Origin of the sequence: Jeotgalibacillus terrae, assembly GCF_016908195.1 — a bacterium.
In the GTDB taxonomy this organism is placed as follows: domain Bacteria; phylum Bacillota; class Bacilli; order Bacillales; family Jeotgalibacillaceae; genus Jeotgalibacillus; species Jeotgalibacillus terrae.
On record NZ_JAFBDK010000006.1, the window covers coordinates 191,065 to 205,182 of the forward strand.

Below are 14,118 nucleotides of genomic sequence, written 5' to 3' on the forward strand. Positions count from 1 at the left end.
TCCTCCCTCTGCAGCGGAAATCACCGGACAACAATAATAAAGTCATAAACAATATTCAATTCCCGTTTTTGTTGAAAGCGCTTTTATAATTAAGGTATGCTGTATAGTAGGATTACTATGAAATGTAGGTGACAGTAAATGGACCATCCAAAACTTTATAATGCCAAAGAACTGAAAACAGCTAAAGGTACCATTATGATTGAAGGTCCTGTATCAAAAGAGCAGCTTGCATCGATGGAGTTTCACGAGGATCTTGTTGCTTTCAGAATACCTGATCAGCAGCATAAAGCGCTGATTGAAATAGCAGGGCTCCCTGAAGGCAGAATTATCATCGCAAGAGAACATAATACGATCGTAGGATATGTAACCTACCTTTATCCTGATCCCCTTGAACGCTGGTCTCAGGGAAAGATGGATAATCTGATTGAGTTGGGTGCGATTGAAGTGATTCCTAAATACAGAGGGGCTTCAGTTGGTAAAAATCTGCTGCGCGTTTCAATGATGGATGATGCAATGGAAGACTATATTGTGATTACCACTGAGTATTACTGGCACTGGGACCTGAAAGGAACCGGCCTGAATGTGTGGGATTACCGGAAAGTGATGGAAAAAATGATGAATGCAGGCGGACTTGAATACTATGCGACTGACGATCCTGAAATCAGTTCCCATCCTGCAAATTGTCTCATGGCGCGTATTGGCAGCCGGATTGACCCTGAATCAATACAGAAGTTCGATCAGCTCAGATTTATGAATCGATTTATGTACTAGGAGGGATGTCTTGTGATCATTGAAGATATGATGGTGCGCGACGTACATACACTTGCGCCGGATTCCACGCTCGCAGAAGCGATTGAATTAATGAATAATAAAAAGGTCCGCCATCTCCCGGTTACTGATGTGACCGGAAAAGTGGTCGGAATCATTACGGATAGAAATATAAAAGAATTCTCTCCGTCTCCTTTTCAGACGAATGAAAACAAAGATCTGTATGAAACAAAGCTGCTTGATATTATGAAAACACCGGTTATTACCGGACACCCACTCGACTTTGTTGAAGAAGTTGCTGTTCTTTTTATGGAAGAAAAAATCGGCTGTCTGCCCATTGTCAGTGATGACAAATTGATTGGTATGATCACAGAAACAGATCTGCTTCATACGCTGGTTCAATTAACAGGCGCAACTCAGCCTGGATCCCAAATTGAAGTGAAAGTGCCTAATAAACAGGGTATGCTTTACGAAGTGGCCGGTATTATCAGGAAAAATCATTCAAATATTCACTCTGTCCTCGTCTATCCTGACCGGCACGATGAAAATTATAAAGTACTAGTATTCCGCGTACAAACAATGAATCCAATGTCCGTCATTGAAGATCTGCGCGCAGAAGGGCATGATGTATTATGGCCAAATCTTCCAAGTTCACCGCTGTAGAAAAAGATGCAGTCTTTATTTATTCTGATGAATTATTAAACTATCGTTTTTCAAATGATCATCCATTTAATCAGAAGAGACTGCAGCTGACGCTGGATTTATTGAAGTTTTCAGGTGTCATCTCTGATTCGGACATTATACCTCCCCGGGTCGCATCTGATGAAGAATTGAATCTGATTCATGATTCTTCATACATATCTGCAGTTAAACTGGCCGGTAAGGGAGAATTATCACGAGATAAAGCCGAAAATTTCGGACTGGGAACAGAAGACACACCCATTTTTAAGGATATGCATGAAGCAAGTGCCCGACTAGTTGGAGGTACCCTCACTGCTGTGGATTATGTCATGAAAGGTAAAGCGCAGCACGCTGTAAACCTTGGCGGAGGCCTGCATCATGGCTTTAGAGGAAAAGCATCAGGTTTTTGCATATACAATGACAGTTCAGTGGCAATCCGTTATATGCAGGAAAAATTTAACGCACGGGTACTATATGTTGATACTGACGCGCACCACGGTGACGGCGTCCAGTGGTCATTTTACGATGATCCGACCTCCTGCACGCTTTCCCTTCATGAGACAGGCCGGTATCTGTTTCCCGGAACCGGCGCTGTCAATGAACGCGGACATGGAAAAGGATATGGATACTCTTTTAATATACCGCTTGACGCCTTTACAGAAGACGACTCATTCCTGGAAGCTTACAGACGGTCATTCAGGGAAGTAGTGGAGTTTTTCAGGCCGGATGTGATTATTACGCAGAATGGTGCGGATGCCCATTGTCTTGATCCGCTGACACATTTGTCTTCTACAATGAAAATTTATGAGGAGATTCCAAAGCTTGCCCATGAGCTGGCGCATGAATATTGTGATGGCAGATGGATTGCAGTAGGCGGGGGCGGATATGATATCTGGCGCGTTGTTCCGAGAGCATGGTCGCGTATCTGGATGGAAATGACCGGCCGCTATCCTGATTCTGCAGAATTACCTGAAGAATGGCTTGAAAAATGGCAGCCTGAATCTCCTGTCCCGTTGATTAAAACTTGGCAGGATCCCTCAGGTATTTACAAACCGATTCCGCGTAAAAAAGAAATTACTGAAAAAAATGCACAGACAATTGAAAAGGCTTTATACCAATTACTTAAATCAAAAAACCAGGGATAATCCCCTGGTTTTACTGCGTTCCACCTTCATCAATATACTGATTCAAAATAACAACTTCCACTCTTCTGTTCATCGCCCAGCCAGCCGGGCCGTCATTTTCAGCTACAGGCTGCGTATCACCATACCCTACTGCAGCAAACCGCTCTGGACTGATATCATATCTTTCTCCAAGATAGCGTACGACACTGCTCGCTCTCGCAGCTGATAATTCCCAGTTGGAAGGATACACAGCAGTCTGAATCGGCCTGTTATCCGTATGACCTTCTATTCTTACAAAGTTCGGAATGTCTTCAAGCAGATCACCGACCATTTGCAGAACCGGTTCTGCTGCAGGCAGCAGCTCTGCTTCGCCTGAATCAAAGAGCACCTGCTCCTGAAGTGTAATGACAACGCCTCTGTCAGTTTCTGAAGCCGTCACCTGATCAGTGAGGTTATTTTCTTCAAGAAATGATTCAATCTCTCCGTACAGTTCCTGAAGCTCCTGATCTTCCCTGATCTCTTCTTCCAGCCACTCTTCATCAAAAGGAATAACAGTGTCTGACCCATCGAGAACACCCTGGTTTCTGAACGCCTGGGAGATAGAATCAAATTTTGCAGTATCCACCTGTGAAATTGAAAATAATAAGATAAAAAAGACCAGAATCAGCATCATAAAATCTGCAAATGTAATCATCCATTTCGGGGCACTGTTTTCAGACTGGGTGACTGAAATAAACCTTCTACGCCTGGCCATCTGATTTCTCCTCTTTCACCTGAGGGATCAGACGGTCATTTTCTGATAGATAGACAGAAAGCTGTTCTTCAAGCACCCTCGGGTTTTGACCGTGGTGAACACCAATCACACCATCGATCATCGCCTGCTTCACGAAAATTTCACGCTCTGTTTTTTGAGCCAGCTTACTCGCAATCGGATTAAATAATAGATTGGCAAGCAACACCCCATAAAAAGTTGTTAAAAGAGCAATCGCCATATTCGGTCCGATCGCTGCAGGATCGTTCAATTCCTGAAGCATCAGCACGAGCCCGATTAATGTACCAAGCATGCCCCATGCAGGTGCATAGTCCCCTGCCTTTTCAATCATGCGTCTATTGCGCTTATGGCGCTCTTCAAGCGACTGAATCTCTGCCTGAAGGATATCTGTGATCGTATCACTTTCAACGCCGTCAATCGCCAGGTACACACCTTTTTTCATAAATGGATCGCTGATCTTTTCAAGTTCTCTTTCGAGTGAGAGTAATCCTTCACGTCTGGCGATCTCAGAGAGTTTAATGAACAGGCTGACAATCTCTTTCATATCTGCAGGCTGGTGTTTAAATGCCTGCAGCGTTACAGTAAATATTCTTTTCAGTTCAGTAATTGGAAATGTCACTGTCAAAGCAGCGATGACCCCGCCAAGAACAATTAACAGCGATGGCAGGTGAAAGAAAAATGAAAATCCTTCAGTGCCGCTATTCCAGACAATTGCAGCGGCAATCAAAATAATCCCTGCGATAACCCCTGCAGGTGTTAAAGCATCAAAACGTCTCATTGATCTGACTCCCCGTTATTTGTAATAAAAGCCAGTCAGGACACGCCTGACCAGCTTTACTATTTCTATCTTTTTTATCGGCATTTAAGAGGGGGTATTTAATACCGCCTGCATAAGATTATTTAGTTGATTGTCTTTCTTCAATACGGTGAGGCAATACTACTGTCTGATCCTCAATCTTTTCCTGATTCATCAGTTTTGTCAGCAGACGCATGGCAACAGCACCAATATCATAAAGAGGCTGCACAACGGATGTCAGCTGAGGGCGTACCATTAAAGCAAGCTTTGTATTATCAAAACTGATGACTTCAACATCTTCGGGAATGTTTAAACCTTCATCTTGTGCACCGTGAACGACACCAAGAGCCATTTCATCATTACCGACAAAAATAGCAGACGGCTTTTGATCAAGTTCACGCAGTTTTGCCCATGCATCAAGACCGCTGTCATACGTATAGTCCCCTTCAAAAACGAAGTCTTCGTTGTACGTAAGTCCTTTGTTCTCAAGCGCAGCCTTATACCCTTCAAGCTTCATTGAACGGTTGATCGTATCGTGGAATGGCCCGCTTACAAAACCGATATCCTTGTGGCCTTTTTCAATCAGGGATGTGACTGCATCAATAGAAGCCTGATAGTAGTCAATGTTCACTGACGGCGTCTGATTCGTCTCCTCTACTGAACCTGCAATCACGATTGGCACAGGAGAACGCTGGAATTCTGCTACATGTTCTTCAGTAATACGTCCACCCATGAAGACGATTCCGTCTACCTGCTTGCCAAGCATTGTATTTAACAGATGAAGCTCTTTTTCTTCATTCTGATCTGAGTTACTCAGAATAATATTGTATTTGTACATCGTTGCGATATCTTCAATTCCTCTAGCAAGTTCTGCAAAGAAGATATTCGAGATATCAGGAATAATAACTCCGACTGTTGTAGTTTTTTTGCTTGCAAGTCCGCGTGCTACGGCATTTGGACGGTAACCGAGCCGTTCAATTACTTCAAGTACCTTTTTTCTTGTTGCAGGTTTCACATTTGGATTTCCATTCACGACACGTGAGACAGTAGCCATTGAGACATTTGCTTCACGTGCTACATCATAAATTGTTATATTCATTGACAGCACTCCTTTAAACCATTTTCATTTATTTTCATTTTACACGAAAAAGCCCTTTAAACGAAGGATTAACCCCATATTGCTCAATTTAACAATCATACGCTACTATAAAGGCGCTTTCAACAAAATCAAAAAAAATCTGAAGCTTTATGAAAAAGCTTCAGATTTTGTTCAATTATTTAGCATGTACACCCAGGTATTCCTGGATTGCATTCCAGAAGCTGTCAAACTGTTCGAAGTTCATCTGCTGGGCAGAATCTGACAGTGCAACTGCCGGGTCAGGATGTACTTCAGCCATTACGCCGTCTGCACCAACAGCAAGCGCTGCTTTAGCAGTTGGAAGAAGCAGGTCACGGCGTCCTGTAGAGTGTGTTACATCAACAAATACAGGCAGGTGTGTTTCCTGTTTCAGAATTGGCACTGCTGAGATATCAAGCGTGTTTCTTGTTGCTTTTTCATACGTACGAATTCCGCGCTCACAAAGAATAATCTGATCGTTACCCTGAGCCATAATATATTCAGCTGCGTTGATGAATTCATCAATTGTCGCAGAAAGTCCACGTTTTAACAGGACAGGCTTTTTAGATGCTCCTGCAGCTTTTAACAGTTCAAAGTTCTGCATGTTACGTGCGCCGATCTGAATGACATCAATGTAATCTGCTGCTTCTTCAATATGTGCAGGATTAACGATTTCACTGATGACAGCAAGATCATGCTTATCTGCAGCCTGCTTTAATATCTGCAGTCCTTCAAGGCCAAGCCCCTGGAAGTCATATGGTGATGTACGCGGCTTGTATGCACCCCCGCGAAGCAGCTTAAGGCCTTTTGCTTTTACCTGTTCAGCCACTGCATCAACCTGTTCGAAAGACTCTACAGCGCATGGGCCGAAGATGAACTGAGGTGACCCGTTTCCGATCTGTTGTCCTTTTAGTGTCACAACTGTATCTTCAGATTTTTTCTTTCTTGATACAAGAAGTGCTTTACGGTGGTCATCCTTCTGCAGTTCAAGACCTGCTTTAAAGATCTCTTTAAAAAGGTGCTCAATGGTAGAGTTCAAAAATGGACCTTTGTTATGCTCCTTCAGCAGATCAAGCATCGCTCTCTCCCGGACAGGCTCAAAGCGGTTCATTCCCTGCTTTTCTTTTACGCGTCCAATTTCCTGTACTGTCTCAGCGCGCTGATTAATCAATTCCAGCAGCTGAAGATTCATCTCATCTACTTTTTTTCTAAGCTGGTCTAATTCTACATTCGTCATAACAAAACATTCCTTTCTCTTGAAAATACCATTGATTGCTTCACTGTCTTTTCCATCTTTCTGAATTGTGTTACATTTTGATAGAGAAAAGCTTTTAGCTGATCAATTGTAGATCATTATAAATCATGTTTTTTAAAAAGTCACGAAAAATATTTTATTAATTAAACGCTTTTAAGCGGTAAAGCGAAAAAGGATAGGTGTGATTCAGTGGAAAAACTATTTGCTTTGGATATCGGTACCCGTTCAATCGTCGGACTGATTATGACTGTCAGTGAGTCCGGCTATGAACTGATCGATTACATCCAGAAAGAACATAAAGAGCGCGCAATGCTCGATGGACAGATTCACCATGTCCCCGCTGTCGCTTCACTGATCTCTGAGATTAAACAGGAGCTTGAGATCAAGCATGGTCAATTGGATGAGGTTTCGGTTGCAGCTGCCGGGCGGGCCTTAAAAACACAGCGTTCCTCCTTCCAGAAAACAATCACTGCAGACCAGTCAATGACAAAGCAGGATATATTGCATATGGAACTGAGTGCTGTCCAATCTGCCCAGGAAGCTGCTGCTGCAAGTGAAGATAGCCAGCACTACCACTGTGTAGGTTATTCAGTAGTCAGGTACCTGCTTGACGGTCAGGAAATTGGAAGTCTTGAAGATCAGCAGGGAGATCTTGCTGCGGTTGAAATTATTGCTACTTTCCTTCCAAGAGTCGTAGTAGAATCCCTTTTAGCTTCCTTACATAGAGCTGATCTTAAAATGAATGCCCTGACACTGGAACCCATTGCTGCAATCAATGTACTCATTCCTCCGTCCATGCGAAGGCTGAATGTAGCACTTGTCGATATTGGAGCCGGTACTTCTGATATTGCGATAACGAATGAAGGGACTGTCACTGCATACGGTATGGTACCGGTTGCCGGTGATGAAATATCTGAAGCACTCAGCGACAGCTTCCTGCTGGATTTTAATGATGCTGAAAAGCTGAAGAGAAGCTTAAGCGGAGAAGGAGAGGAAGTCGAATTCACTGATATTCTCGGCTTTTCACAACAGCTTGAAAAACAGAATGTGATTCAGGCAATCCAGCCGGCAATTGATAAATTGTCCTCTGCTATTTCCGGGGAAATTATTTCATTGAATCATAACCAGTCTCCTAAAGCAGTCATGCTTGTCGGAGGCGGGAGTATGACACCGCTTTTAACAGAAAAACTTGCTGAAAGACTGAGTTTACCGGCGAATCGGGTAGCAGTCAGAGGCATCGAAGCGATTCAGGGCCTTAAATTAAATCACAAATCAGTCATCGGACCTGAACTGGTCACACCTGCTGGAATTGCAATCGCTGCAAATCAGATGCCAATTAACTATATGCCGGTAAAAGTGAACGGACATGACGTACGGCTTTTTGAAATCAGAGATCTGACGGCTGGTGACGCTGTACTAGCTGCCGGAATGAGTGTCCCTAAACTATATGGTAAACCGGGCCTTGCCAAGATGATCAGTATCAACGGGACTACAGTCACATTGCCCGGTACACATGGTCTGCCGCCTGAAATATTGATTAATGGGCAGCAGGGAAGCTTCGATACAGCTATTCAGGCTCAGGATGATATCGTCATCAAAGCAGGTAAAGACGGCGCTGAGTCTATAATTCAGATCAAAGACGTACTTGAAGAATCGCTGACAATGGTACTTTATATAAACGGCCAGCAAAAGACGCTTAAAAGAAAGATTTTTGTCAATAACACTGAAAGAGACACCGAAACATTTGTTCAGGATAGAGATGATATTGTCATTGAGCAGAAAATAACTGCTACTGAAGCATTCATGAAAGCAGGCATTGTTGTTCCTGAATCCAGAAAGACCTTCTTCCTGACGATTGATGGAAAAGTAACTTATTTTCCTCAATGGGATCAGACGTATATTCATAACGGAAAAAATTTCCCACTGAGTAAGCTGGACCGTACTGTCAGCCACAATGATAAGCTTTCATTGCCGCCTGCCCCGGAGCGGACTGTATCTGCTTTAAAGAAACAGCTTGATCTTCCTGGTGGTAAAAGTACAATTTACTTTAATGATGAGCCGATTCAGATTGATTTGAACCAGGTTATAGTCATGAGAGACGATCAGAAGCTTGAAGATGAAGCGCGATTACAGCACGGTGACAGCATTAATGTGAAGTATCGGCAGTCTGAAGGAATGATTTTTCAGGACGTATTCAATTACGTTGACTGGAAACCTCCCGGAGCTGCCAGTAAGATTGAAATCAAAAGAAATGATGAAGAATGTTCTTTGTCCTCTCCTGTTATGCCTGGAGATTCATTGAAGATTATTATTCATCCTTAAAAAAAGCCGGCCCGGGGGCCAGCTTTTTTTATTTTGTATTTGCTTCTTTCAGTGCACGTTCTGTAATACGCGAATGTGAAGTGTTCCAGACAGGCTCACCGTTTTTAACATGAAATACCTGAGGTGATTCATGCCGCGTATTAAATGCTTTTGCAATATGGTTTGACGTTTCCCGTGTTTCCTGGATCGGCACATAGACCATTTTGACATGTTCATTTTCAGAAAAAGACTGACAGGCTGAATATGCCGCAGAAGAAATCGGGCACGTCAGACTGTGCTTTAAGATAAAGAAATCCTTTTCGTTTTGCAGTATCTCGTTAAACTGCTCTACGCTTGAGATCTTTTCCAAATTGATCAACTCCCGTTCCTGAAAAACTACCTGTTTGTTCTAAGCGGCTCTTCAGATGTTGGTGGTGTTAATGGATCGACAGGATGCACAGTTGGAAGTGATGGGTCCTTTGCTGTTACCAGCTGAGGAGCCTGCTCACTCTGTTTATCTTTTGAACGCAACGACTTCACTTTATCCATCACGCCACTTGACTGATCCTGAACATTTTTTGAAATAACAGCTGACTTCTCTTTTGCAAGTGCTGCCATTTCAGAGCTTTTTGTGACAGCCTGATCTTTCCACTCATATGAACGGTCTTTCAGCCTGCCAGCCTGTGTATTCAGCTCCTGACGGAATTCCCCGCCGGATTTCGGTGCCAGAAACAGCGCCGTTACAGCTCCTGCAATACTGCCAATTAGTGCGCCAAGTACGAAATCTCTTGAATTATTATTTTTCTCCATAACTGATCCTCCTGCATTGGTTTATTTTTGATTTTCATCAACCGGTGGTAATGCGCGCTGAGGTTCAGGGTATCTTTCAGTCGATGTCGAAGCGTATTCTTTCTTACGCGTTTTCCATTTGTTACGAATCTCCATTGCCACATTACTCCACTGCACAACCTGTGCAATCTTTTCTTCATTCTGTTCAGCAGATTGAGTGACTGAATGAGTAATTTTTCCGATCGAATTGTTCAGCTGCTGAACGTTAGTGCCAACACCTTTTACAGCATCTACGACAGAGTTCAGCTTAGCTGACTTGCCCTGGATGTCTTCTGCCAGACCATTCGTCTTATGTAATAGTTCGGTTGTTTCAGTCGTAATTCCGTCAAGCTGCTTCTGTAGCGCTGCAACGGTGTCCGCCAGGCTGTTGAGTGTCTTCTTAACAGCAGTTAATGTAACCGCCAGACTAATACATAAAATTAAAAATCCTCCCGCTGCAAGCAGCGCACTGATATAAAGTAACATTTCCATAATTGCTTTCAGCTCCCTTCTATTTATAATTTGGTATTACCCTTGCCCTGTCTTACCTAAACGCTCCCTTCCCCTATTCTACACAGATTTCCGAATTTCCTTCATGCAGAATAAAAAAAGAAGCCAGGTTGTCTCCCGGCTTCTATCATATCACTTATGTTCATTGATCCACGATTCAAATGACTCCTGGAATTTCTGTACGTCACCTGCACCCATGAAAAGAAACACACCGTCATCATGCTTTCCAAGAGGAGAAGGATCTTCAGCTGACAGAATTTCAGCTCCATCAATTTTGTTCTGCAGATCTGTAATAGAAAGCTTACCGTGATTTTCACGTGCTGAACCAAATATCTCACACAGGTATACATGGTCTGCTTTTTTCAGGCAATCTGCAAACTCTTCAAGAAACGTCTGTGTTCTTGTAAAAGTATGCGGCTGGAAAATTGCAATAATGTCTCTGTCAGGATATTTCTTTGAAGCAGAATCAAGCGTTGCCATAATCTCTGTCGGGTGATGCGCATAATCATCAATCAGCGTTCTGCTGCCGATATGCTTCTCTGTGAAACGGCGTTTAACGCCGCCGAATGTTTTCAGCTGTGCCTGCACGACTTCTGTCTGTATACCTTCGTAATGGCAGATCGCGATCACTGATAAAGCATTCAGAATTGTATGGTCTCCATACATCGGAATCTCAAATGAAGCATAATATTCATTTCTCACAAACACATCAAATGCCGTCCCCGCTGCAGACGTTTCCACGTTGCGTGCCTGGAAGTCATTCTCTTCATTGAATCCGTAAAATAATACCGGCACATTGGCAACCAGGCTCTGTAGATGATCATCATCTCCACAGGCAATAATTCCTTTATTAACCTGTTTTGCCATCTCCTGAAACGCTGAAAATACATCATCAATATCAGCAAAGTAATCAGGATGATCAAAATCAATATTCGTCATAATCATATAGTCAGGTGAGTAAGACAGGAAGTGTCTGCGGTATTCGCAGGCTTCAAAAACAAAATACTTACTGTCTTCAAACCCTTTTCCGGATCCGTCTCCGATCAGATAAGATGTCTGATCTGCCCCCTGCATCACATGTGCAAGCAGGCCGGTTGTTGATGTTTTACCGTGGGCACCGGATACACCGACAGAAATATAATTATTCATAAAATCCCCGAGGAATTTATGATATCTGATACATTCTACTCCCTGGTCGTGTGCAGCCTGAATTTCCTCATGGTCATCAGGAAAAGCGTTACCTGCAATCACAGTCATACCGGGCTTAATATTTTCTTTATTAAAAGGAAGAATCTCAATACCTCTATCTTCTAAGGGCTTTTGAGTGAAAAAGCGTTTTTCAATATCTGAGCCTTGTACCTCATGATTCATATCGTGAAGAATTTGAGCAAGGGGACTCATGCCCGATCCTTTAATTCCTACAAAGTGAAAACTTGTCATGGTTGAACCTCCAACAGTCTTATGCGCTGACCGCATTCGACAGTATATAATGATCTTTCATTCTGGCACATATTTTGTTATTATAACACGTTTTAAATTGTGAACAAATAAACAGTTTATTTTCCGGGTTTCGCTGTTTCAGTAAGCTCCATCAGGTCTTCTTGCGCCATCAGGACATCTCTCGGCTTACTGCCTTTCGACTCTGAAATCCAGCCGTTTTTCTCCATCATATCGATGAGTCTTGCAGCACGGTTATAGCCGATTCTGAACTGTCTCTGAAGCAGTGAAGTTGATGCTCCGCCCTGCGCAATAACAAATTCACATGCTTCTGTCAGTAATTCGTCTTCTTCATCCTGAAACTCCACTTTTGCCAGTAGTTCTTCCTGCTCAAACAGATATGACGCTTTGCGTTCGTTTTTGACGTGCGCTGCCACATCGTCTATTTCATCATCAGAAACGAACGTACCCTGTAGTCTCACAGGTTTAGAAGCGCCGTTTTCAAGGAACAGCATATCGCCTCTACCAAGTAGTCTCTCAGCCCCTGAGCTGTCAATAATCGTACGCGAATCCACCTGTGAACTGACAGAGAATGCGATCCTCGTCGGCACATTCGCTTTAATTAAACCTGTAATGACATCAACAGACGGACGCTGCGTTGCAATTAACAGATGAATCCCGCAAGCTCTTGCTTTCTGGGCAATCCGGCAGATAGCTTCTTCTACATCTGCAGGTGCCATCATCATCAGATCTGCAAGCTCATCAATGACAACGACAAGGTACGGAAGCTTTTGTGAATAGTTGCCTTCATTTTTTACTTTATGATTATACCGTTTAATATCTCTTACACCGGCATGTGCAAACAGCTGATAGCGTCTTTCCATTTCCTCAACAGCCCATTTCAGCGCTGCAGTTGCAGCTTTCACGTCCGTAATAACAGGGCTCACCAGGTGTGGAATATGGTTGTAAGGTGCGAGTTCGACAACTTTAGGATCGATCAGCAGCATTTTCACATCATCAGGGGAGGCATGATACATCAGACTGATCAAAATGGAATTGATACATACACTCTTACCTGATCCTGTTGCACCAGCTATTAATCCATGCGGCATTTTACTGATATCTGTAATAACAGGCTTCCCTTCAATATCAAGTCCGAGTGCAACAGGGAGTTCTGCCTCTGAATTCTGAAAATCTTCATGAGCAAGAATTTCTTTAATGGCCACCGGACGGCTGTGTGGGTTTGGTATCTCAATTCCTACTGCCATCTTCCCAGGAATCGGTGCTTCCATTCTGATATCCCTCGCTGCGAGTCCAAGCTTAATATCATCTGTCAGACTTGTAATTTTACTTACTTTAACCCCTTTATCGGGAAATAATTCAAATCTGGTGACAGAAGGACCCTGTGTGACATTTTTTACTGTTGCATTCACATTAAAATGGAACAGTGTTTCATTTAGCAGCTCCGCCTGATAATCCAGCCAGTCCTGATCCGGCTCTGCAAATACAGGCGGGGCCAGTAGATCAAGAGATGGTTTCATGAAATGCGGAAATGCTTCCACAGGTTCAGCTGCTGTTTCAGTATGAACAGGCTTTTCTTCTTTGACTTCAGTCTCTGCTTTATTATATGGTTCTTCTGCCCTTTTGCGCTTATCCTGCTTCAGCATCATCACATTGAATGGCACGCGGTTGCGGGGCTTGGTGTCATCTGATTTTTGAACATGTTCAGATGCTTCCTGATTGTTAGACTCCTGCACCTGAGCTGCCGGTTCTTCAATGGGGCTTTCAGGTTCAGTGATCTCGTTATCAGTGACTTGTGTGCTGTCTGTATCAACTGGTTCGAGGTGATCAGGCTCAGGTGTCTGATTGATTGGTTCTACCAGGTCTTCTTCCTGGGATGGCTCCTCTACCTCATGGGCAGGTACTTCCGGGCTTGTCTCCTCCTCCTGCAAAGGCAGCTCAGGTTCTATGCCTAAAGAAGCTGTGTCACTTTCATTTTCTTCAGGGACTTGCTGATATGAGGCTTTTTGAAGCTGGTCAACTTCAGCCGGCTTTTTCTCTGACTCTTTTTCTTCTTTTTCACGGGCAATTTTTCTTTTTAATTCCGTGAATGAAGAGATTTCATATTCAACAGGCTCACTGTTATGTACTGGCTTAGCTTTTGGCCTTTCCCTGAACCCATAGACAGGAGACGGTACATCTGTCGGCTTAAATGGACCGGCATGCGGACTTTTTTCAATGATTCGTGATTTTTCCGGTTCCTTTGCTTTTTCCTTCTTTTCTCCCCGCTCTTTTTTAGCTGCTGATTCATCAGGGATAAGCGGAAATCTGAATTCACCTTTAGGATACTGATAGGACACCCTGGTCTGCAGATCTTTTCTGCTTTCACCCGATTTTATTTTCGGAGCATCTTCTTCTATATATTCTTCATCCTGCCTTTGAACGAAAGACAAGAGTTTTTGAATCCAATTCATCTACATCACTCTTTCTATTATGTTCTCATTCATTCTAGCAGGTTTTAACCTATTT

The 14,118-nt window shown here is 43.2% G+C and carries 13 protein-coding genes; 4 read left to right on the forward strand and 9 right to left on the reverse strand.

Annotated elements, in window-relative coordinates:
* The first annotated feature begins 138 nt into the window (after positions 1–138).
* From JOD21_RS08065 to JOD21_RS08075, 3 genes are read left to right on the forward strand one after another with little or no spacing between them, the layout of a single operon-like run.
* Positions 139–771, forward strand: coding sequence for a GNAT family N-acetyltransferase (locus JOD21_RS08065; RefSeq protein ID WP_204729108.1), 633 nt, complete (start codon positions 139–141; stop codon positions 769–771).
* A 12-nt stretch (positions 772–783) separates the two neighbouring features.
* On the forward strand, positions 784–1,431 hold the full coding sequence (locus JOD21_RS08070; protein WP_204729109.1) for a CBS domain-containing protein: 648 nt from the start codon (positions 784–786) through the stop codon (positions 1,429–1,431).
* Complete coding sequence (locus tag JOD21_RS08075) at positions 1,401–2,594, forward strand: acetoin utilization protein AcuC (RefSeq protein ID WP_204729110.1); 1,194 nt, start codon at positions 1,401–1,403, stop codon at positions 2,592–2,594. The genes JOD21_RS08070 and JOD21_RS08075 overlap by 31 nt, the downstream gene beginning before the upstream one ends.
* Before the next feature lie 10 nt (positions 2,595–2,604).
* Here the strand turns inward: JOD21_RS08075 and JOD21_RS08080 are convergent, their stop codons facing one another.
* The 4 genes from JOD21_RS08080 to JOD21_RS08095 form a co-directional block, all read right to left on the reverse strand.
* Entirely contained in the window at positions 2,605–3,327 is a 723-nt protein-coding gene (locus JOD21_RS08080; RefSeq protein ID WP_204729111.1) for an OmpA family protein, read from the reverse strand.
* Entirely contained in the window at positions 3,314–4,123 is an 810-nt protein-coding gene (locus JOD21_RS08085) for a MotA/TolQ/ExbB proton channel family protein (protein WP_204729112.1), read from the reverse strand. Before JOD21_RS08085 ends, JOD21_RS08080 begins: the two co-directional genes overlap by 14 nt.
* A 118-nt stretch (positions 4,124–4,241) precedes the next feature.
* Complete coding sequence (gene ccpA, locus JOD21_RS08090; protein ID WP_204729113.1) at positions 4,242–5,240, reverse strand: catabolite control protein A; 999 nt, start codon at positions 5,238–5,240, stop codon at positions 4,242–4,244.
* Between the two features lie 175 nt (positions 5,241–5,415).
* Positions 5,416–6,495, reverse strand: a complete 1,080-nt coding sequence (locus tag JOD21_RS08095; RefSeq protein ID WP_204729114.1) for a bifunctional 3-deoxy-7-phosphoheptulonate synthase/chorismate mutase — start codon at positions 6,493–6,495, stop codon at positions 5,416–5,418.
* A 207-nt stretch (positions 6,496–6,702) separates the two neighbouring features.
* Between JOD21_RS08095 and JOD21_RS08100 the strand changes: the two genes are divergently transcribed.
* Positions 6,703–8,835 (forward strand): cell division FtsA domain-containing protein, encoded by a 2,133-nt coding sequence (locus JOD21_RS08100; protein ID WP_338032888.1) that lies wholly within the window; start codon positions 6,703–6,705, stop codon positions 8,833–8,835.
* A 28-nt stretch (positions 8,836–8,863) separates the two neighbouring features.
* Here JOD21_RS08100 and ytxJ read toward each other — a convergent pair whose 3' ends face one another.
* The 5 genes from ytxJ to JOD21_RS08125 form a co-directional block, all read right to left on the reverse strand.
* A complete protein-coding gene (gene ytxJ / locus JOD21_RS08105; protein WP_204729115.1) occupies positions 8,864–9,184 on the reverse strand; it encodes a bacillithiol system redox-active protein YtxJ in 321 nt (106 codons plus the stop codon).
* Between the two features lie 26 nt (positions 9,185–9,210).
* Positions 9,211–9,624 (reverse strand): YtxH domain-containing protein, encoded by a 414-nt coding sequence (locus JOD21_RS08110; RefSeq protein WP_204729116.1) that lies wholly within the window; start codon positions 9,622–9,624, stop codon positions 9,211–9,213.
* A gap of 21 nt (positions 9,625–9,645) precedes the next feature.
* The gene (locus JOD21_RS08115) at positions 9,646–10,134 is read right to left on the reverse strand and encodes a DUF948 domain-containing protein (RefSeq protein WP_204729117.1); all 489 of its coding nucleotides are present in this window, start codon (positions 10,132–10,134) and stop codon (positions 9,646–9,648) included.
* 150 nt (positions 10,135–10,284) lie between these two features.
* On the reverse strand, positions 10,285–11,592 hold the full coding sequence (gene murC / locus JOD21_RS08120) for a UDP-N-acetylmuramate--L-alanine ligase (protein WP_204729118.1): 1,308 nt from the start codon (positions 11,590–11,592) through the stop codon (positions 10,285–10,287).
* Between the two features lie 116 nt (positions 11,593–11,708).
* A complete protein-coding gene (locus tag JOD21_RS08125; RefSeq protein WP_204729119.1) occupies positions 11,709–14,063 on the reverse strand; it encodes a DNA translocase FtsK in 2,355 nt (784 codons plus the stop codon).
* Positions 14,064–14,118 lie beyond the last annotated feature (55 nt).

Bases quoted from the DNA above. Each gene is read 5' to 3' on its own strand.
- JOD21_RS08125 (WP_204729119.1), bottom strand. From the start codon at position 14,063: ATGAATTGGATTCAAAAACTCTTGTCTTTCGTTCAAAGGCAGGATGAA.
- JOD21_RS08115 (WP_204729117.1), bottom strand. From the start codon at position 10,134: ATGGAAATGTTACTTTATATCAGTGCGCTGCTTGCAGCGGGAGGATTT.
- murC (WP_204729118.1), bottom strand. From the start codon at position 11,592: ATGACAAGTTTTCACTTTGTAGGAATTAAAGGATCGGGCATGAGTCCC.
- JOD21_RS08075 (WP_204729110.1), top strand. From the start codon at position 1,401: ATGGCCAAATCTTCCAAGTTCACCGCTGTAGAAAAAGATGCAGTCTTT.
- JOD21_RS08110 (WP_204729116.1), bottom strand. From the start codon at position 9,624: ATGGAGAAAAATAATAATTCAAGAGATTTCGTACTTGGCGCACTAATT.
- JOD21_RS08085 (WP_204729112.1), bottom strand. From the start codon at position 4,123: ATGAGACGTTTTGATGCTTTAACACCTGCAGGGGTTATCGCAGGGATT.
- JOD21_RS08095 (WP_204729114.1), bottom strand. From the start codon at position 6,495: ATGACGAATGTAGAATTAGACCAGCTTAGAAAAAAAGTAGATGAGATG.
- JOD21_RS08080 (WP_204729111.1), bottom strand. From the start codon at position 3,327: ATGGCCAGGCGTAGAAGGTTTATTTCAGTCACCCAGTCTGAAAACAGT.
- ccpA (WP_204729113.1), bottom strand. From the start codon at position 5,240: ATGAATATAACAATTTATGATGTAGCACGTGAAGCAAATGTCTCAATG.
- JOD21_RS08065 (WP_204729108.1), top strand. From the start codon at position 139: ATGGACCATCCAAAACTTTATAATGCCAAAGAACTGAAAACAGCTAAA.